This window comes from Candidatus Angelobacter sp., assembly GCA_035607015.1.
Classification (GTDB): Bacteria; Verrucomicrobiota; Verrucomicrobiia; order Limisphaerales; family AV2; genus AV2.
In genome coordinates this window covers 1-3993 of sequence record DATNDF010000072.1, presented here as the reverse complement: position 1 = coordinate 3993, position 3993 = coordinate 1, and the positions used below count along the sequence as shown (strand labels likewise).

Genomic DNA, 3993 nt, shown 5'->3' with positions numbered 1-3993 from the left:
GGAACGACTTGACCGGACCTCCCCCGTGCTCTGATTCCTCGACCGCAGACTGCGGCTCTTCACTCTCAATCGCCATGACAAAGCCGCGAGCGAAATATTCTCAAGACTTGTGTTCGGCCGATTGAGGCACTGCGGAAACCTTGTCTGCTTCGCCCGGTTCGGAAATTTTCTTTTGCTCGAGATCGGCCCGCTTCGGCGGAGGCGCGGCATTGCCATGGTCATCCATCGAATGCTGTATCTCGTCGCTCACTTCGCGCGTCGCTTTCTTGAATTCCTTGATGCCCTGCCCCAACCCCTTGGCCAGTTCCGGCAGTTTTCTGGCCCCAAAGAAAATCAGCACGAGCAGGAGGATCAGAACGATCTGACCACCGCCCAAATCAAACAGAGCTAACATTATGTTCATAAAATTGCCTTTACTGGCACGAACCTAAGCCACCGAAATTGAATAGTAAAGCGGCAAAAGGGATGCCGCCACCCGCTGAAAAGGGCGGGCCACAGGTGCAAGCACGGATGAGCGTTTACTTGGGCGTCAGCAACACGAACGCGCCGCGCCGGTTCTTCGACCAGGCCGCTTCGTTGTGGCCTGACTCTGCCGGACGCGCTTCGCCATAGCTGATGGTGAAAACACGATCGGGCTGGATGCCGGCAGTGACCAGATACTCGCGAACCGCGAGCGCGCGGCGTTCACCAAGGGAGAGGTTGTATTGCTCGGTCCCGCGCTCATCGCAATGGCCTTCGATCTGCATCGCGTGCGTGGGGTTCCCTTGCAGGTATTTGACCACGTCATCGATCTTGCTTGTCTCGCTCGGCTTGATCGTCGCGCGGTCGAAATCAAAATAAACCGTGTTGGCGGCAAAACGGCCGGGGTCTTGGTTCATCGACCCGGGATCAAAACGCACATTCTGTCCGATGCCGCCCGCGGTTGTGTCGATCGGTTTGACGCTTTGAGCGTCGTCAATTTTTGTCCCGGTCCCTGCTTCACTCGGAAATGGCTTTGAGCCGTCGCCAACCTGTCCGGTCCGACCTAGAATTGGGGTCGTGTCCTTTGGCTTGTGTTTGCAGCCCGTGATGCCCAATGACAAAACCAGCGTTGCGACAAAGAGGTTTAAAAATTTAGCGTGTTTCATGGTGGTGTTTGGCAGGAACGCTTCATCTGGCCCAACAGGGCTGGGAACAGCTTCCTGAAGTTTGTTGAATATCCTTAGTTTGTTTGGTGGGCACGTCAAGCAAAGAGACTACTCCTCTGCCTTTCACACGGTTCCGCGTAAAGATCACCGTGCGCGAATTGGACGCCCACGAGGGATCTTCTCCGGCGACCAATGATGTCACTGATCCTCCACCGGCTGGTACCGTGCAAATCTGGAAACCGCCCATGTTGGCGGTAAAAACAATCGTCTTCCCGTCTGGTGACCAATCCGGCTCCGTGCAATTGATGGCACCATCGGTCCGCAGACGACGCATCGAACCGCCCTCTGCCGAAATTAAATACAACGCCGCCCGACCGCCGGATTTGGAGTTGAAACAAATCGTCCTGCCGTCCGGCGACCAGCACGGCGAAGATTCGTCCTCCCGTGTCCGGGTCAATTGCCTCAGGTTGCCGCCGTCAGCGTCGCACACATAAATGTCCGGGCTGCCGCCCTTGCTCAACACCAGCGCCACACGCCGGCCGTCCGGCGAAGCGACCGCGCCCGCGTTCATGCCGGGATAACGGGCAAACGCGCGCCGGGTGCCGCTCTGCAGGTCATGCACATAGACGTCCGGGTTGCCGGCTTTGTACGAAGTGTAGTAGAGGACCCGCCGACCGGGTACCCAGGTCGGATCGCGCGTGATGGTGTGGTCCTGCGTGACCAGGATGGCATTGTGCCCATCATAATCCGCGACGCAGATTTCGCTGTTCTGCCCTTGCTCCGCTTTGAACGCAATCTTCGTCCGGGCAATCCCTTGTCTCCCCAGGAGCGCCACGATGTCATCGGCAAAAGTGTGTGCCTGCAGCCGCAGTGACCCGCCGGTGTATTCCTTGGCCAGCAGCGAGGCCCGGTTTCGGTCCGTCACCCGGCCCACCAGGTTTGGACCGTTGTTTCCCGAAATCCGAAGCACCGCCTCCTCGGCGCCGGTGATTTTGCAGCCGGCAACTTCCAGATCGAACCGCAACACGGACAGCGCTTCACCGGAATAACCTTCGATCGAAACGGGAACGAGTTGCGAGGGGTCAGCCACACCGCTGACCACCAACTTTTCGGCAGCGGCGGCCCTGCCAGCGAAAGCGATTGTCAGCAGAACGAGCAGCGTGTTGCGAAGTGCAGTCATGTGTTTCATCCAGCCATGCGATTGGGTTTAAGTTCAAAGTCGATGTCAAACGTACGGGTCTGGTCTGTGCTTCCCTCCGGGAACGGCGGCAGCAGCGTCACCTCATCCAACACTTTCCGTACTGATTTGTCCACGGCCGGATTTCCGGACGGGCCGGTGACTCTGGCCGAGAGAACCCTGCCATTCCGGGCGATCAGGATTGTCGTTTTGACAACAGCCGTCTCTTCAATCTGGGCTGGTGGCTTAAGCCATCTCCGCTCGTAAATGCTTCTGACGGCCTGGCCATAGTTGGCAAACGCCTCACCGCCAGGTCCCAGCGGCTCAATCTTGGTGGAGGAGGAAAGGCTCTCCAATCGTTCGGACGCCCCGTTCAGTTTGGCGAGAATCTGCTGTGCCGTGCGACGCCGCGCTTCAGCTTCTGCCCGCGCCTGGGCCTTCGCATCTTCTTCCTCCGATTTCTTCGGAGTTTTATCAGGTGCCTTGTCCGTCGGCCGCCTGATGATCTTTGTTTCGACTTTGATTTGGGGCTTCGGCTTTTCGTGTTTGATCTCCGCGCGCTCGAGTTCGGGCTCGGGTTTAATTGCCGGCTTTGGTTCCGGTGGAGGTTTGCTTTCGGATTTGGGCTGTTTCACCTCCGGCTCCGGGGGTTTCGGCGCTGGCAATGGAGCGGGTTGGATTTGTGAAGCCGGCGGCGGCTTTGCGTTCGGATTCCCGCCTCCATAAGTCGACGCGTCCGTCAGTTTGTCAGGAACGACTTCAAGAATCGGGAGATTGAATTCCTTTTGCTTCGAGGACAGGAACGCCGGCCCGACAATCAAAATCACGCAGAGCAGCGCGTGCAGGGCCACCGATCCCATCAAGCATTTTTTTTGCAGCCGGTTCATCGCCTGTTGTCCCGGGCCTCCGAACGGAACGAAACCTTGATACCGTTGTTGGCGCACATGTCCGTCACTTGAAAGACAAGATCGAACGGTGTCGCCCTGTCCGCGCGGATCCGCAGTACCAGGTTCGGATTCGACCGGGCGTCGGCGACCAACGCCCTCTCCACCTGCGCGAGCGCCATTTGTCTTCCGTCAAACACATAGATTCCCCGCGGGCCGACTTCGATGGTGTGAAAGTCTCTCTCGTTCACGGGCCGGTCCGGCCTGCCGCCCTTGGGGAGCTTGAGTTCGAGGCTTTGCTCCAGCAAGGGCGTGGTGATGACGAAGATGATCAGCAACACGAACGCCAGGTCGAGCAGCGGCGTGATGTTGATGTCGCTCAACGTCACCAGCGAATTGCGTTGGGAAAAGCGTCGCATGGATTCTCAGTCTTTCACGAGTCTTTCGCCCTGAAAATATCGTCCTCGTCCTTGAGGTATTCGATCTCCATCCGGGAAACCAGCTCCTGGGCAAAATTATCCAGCTCGACCGTGATGACACGCAGCGTGTGTACCAGCCAGTTGTAGCCGAACATGGATGGGATTGCGACCAGCAGACCCGCCACCGTGGTGATCAGTGCCGCCGAGACTCCCGGCGCCATCTGTGCCAGGCTCGCGCTTTGCGCCTGGGCCACGTGTCCGAACGTGCTCATCACGCCCCACACCGTGCCCAGCAGTCCCAGGAACGGCGCGCCGCTCACCGCGATCGCCAGGAGAATCAATCCCGACTCCAGCTTCAACGATTCCTGTGCCACCGACCGTTCCAG

The 3993-nt window shown here is 58.4% G+C and carries 6 protein-coding genes; all 6 read right to left on the bottom strand.

Annotated features, from left to right (window positions below):
• Nucleotides 1-100: 100 nt before the first annotated feature.
• On the bottom strand, nucleotides 101-403 hold the full coding sequence (gene tatA, locus VN887_02975) for a twin-arginine translocase TatA/TatE family subunit (GenBank protein HXT38964.1): 303 nt from the start codon (nucleotides 401-403) through the stop codon (nucleotides 101-103).
• Nucleotides 404-518: 115 nt separating this feature from the next.
• The gene (locus tag VN887_02970) at nucleotides 519-1127 is read right to left on the bottom strand and encodes an OmpA family protein (GenBank protein HXT38963.1); all 609 of its coding nucleotides are present in this window, start codon (nucleotides 1125-1127) and stop codon (nucleotides 519-521) included.
• Nucleotides 1128-1149: 22 nt separating this feature from the next.
• Nucleotides 1150-2307, bottom strand: coding sequence for a biopolymer transporter Tol (locus tag VN887_02965; GenBank protein ID HXT38962.1), 1158 nt, complete (start codon nucleotides 2305-2307; stop codon nucleotides 1150-1152).
• Nucleotides 2308-2312: 5 nt separating this feature from the next.
• Nucleotides 2313-3191, bottom strand: coding sequence for an energy transducer TonB (locus VN887_02960; GenBank protein ID HXT38961.1), 879 nt, complete (start codon nucleotides 3189-3191; stop codon nucleotides 2313-2315).
• Nucleotides 3188-3607 carry a biopolymer transporter ExbD gene (locus VN887_02955; protein HXT38960.1) on the bottom strand — a complete coding sequence of 140 codons (420 nt, stop codon included), beginning with the start codon at nucleotides 3605-3607 and terminating at the stop codon, nucleotides 3188-3190. Before VN887_02955 ends, VN887_02960 begins: the two co-directional genes overlap by 4 nt.
• A gap of 14 nt (nucleotides 3608-3621) precedes the next feature.
• On the bottom strand, nucleotides 3622-3993 hold a 372-nt coding region (locus tag VN887_02950), incomplete at its 5' end, for a MotA/TolQ/ExbB proton channel family protein (GenBank protein ID HXT38959.1).

What these genes read in the sequence shown, in the direction of transcription:
- tatA (HXT38964.1), bottom strand. Translation starts at nt 403, where the DNA reads ATGAACATAATGTTAGCTCTGTTTGATTTGGGCGGTGGTCAGATCGTT.
- VN887_02965 (HXT38962.1), bottom strand. Translation starts at nt 2,307, where the DNA reads ATGACTGCACTTCGCAACACGCTGCTCGTTCTGCTGACAATCGCTTTC.
- VN887_02960 (HXT38961.1), bottom strand. Translation starts at nt 3,191, where the DNA reads ATGAACCGGCTGCAAAAAAAATGCTTGATGGGATCGGTGGCCCTGCAC.
- VN887_02970 (HXT38963.1), bottom strand. Translation starts at nt 1,127, where the DNA reads ATGAAACACGCTAAATTTTTAAACCTCTTTGTCGCAACGCTGGTTTTG.
- VN887_02955 (HXT38960.1), bottom strand. Translation starts at nt 3,607, where the DNA reads ATGCGACGCTTTTCCCAACGCAATTCGCTGGTGACGTTGAGCGACATC.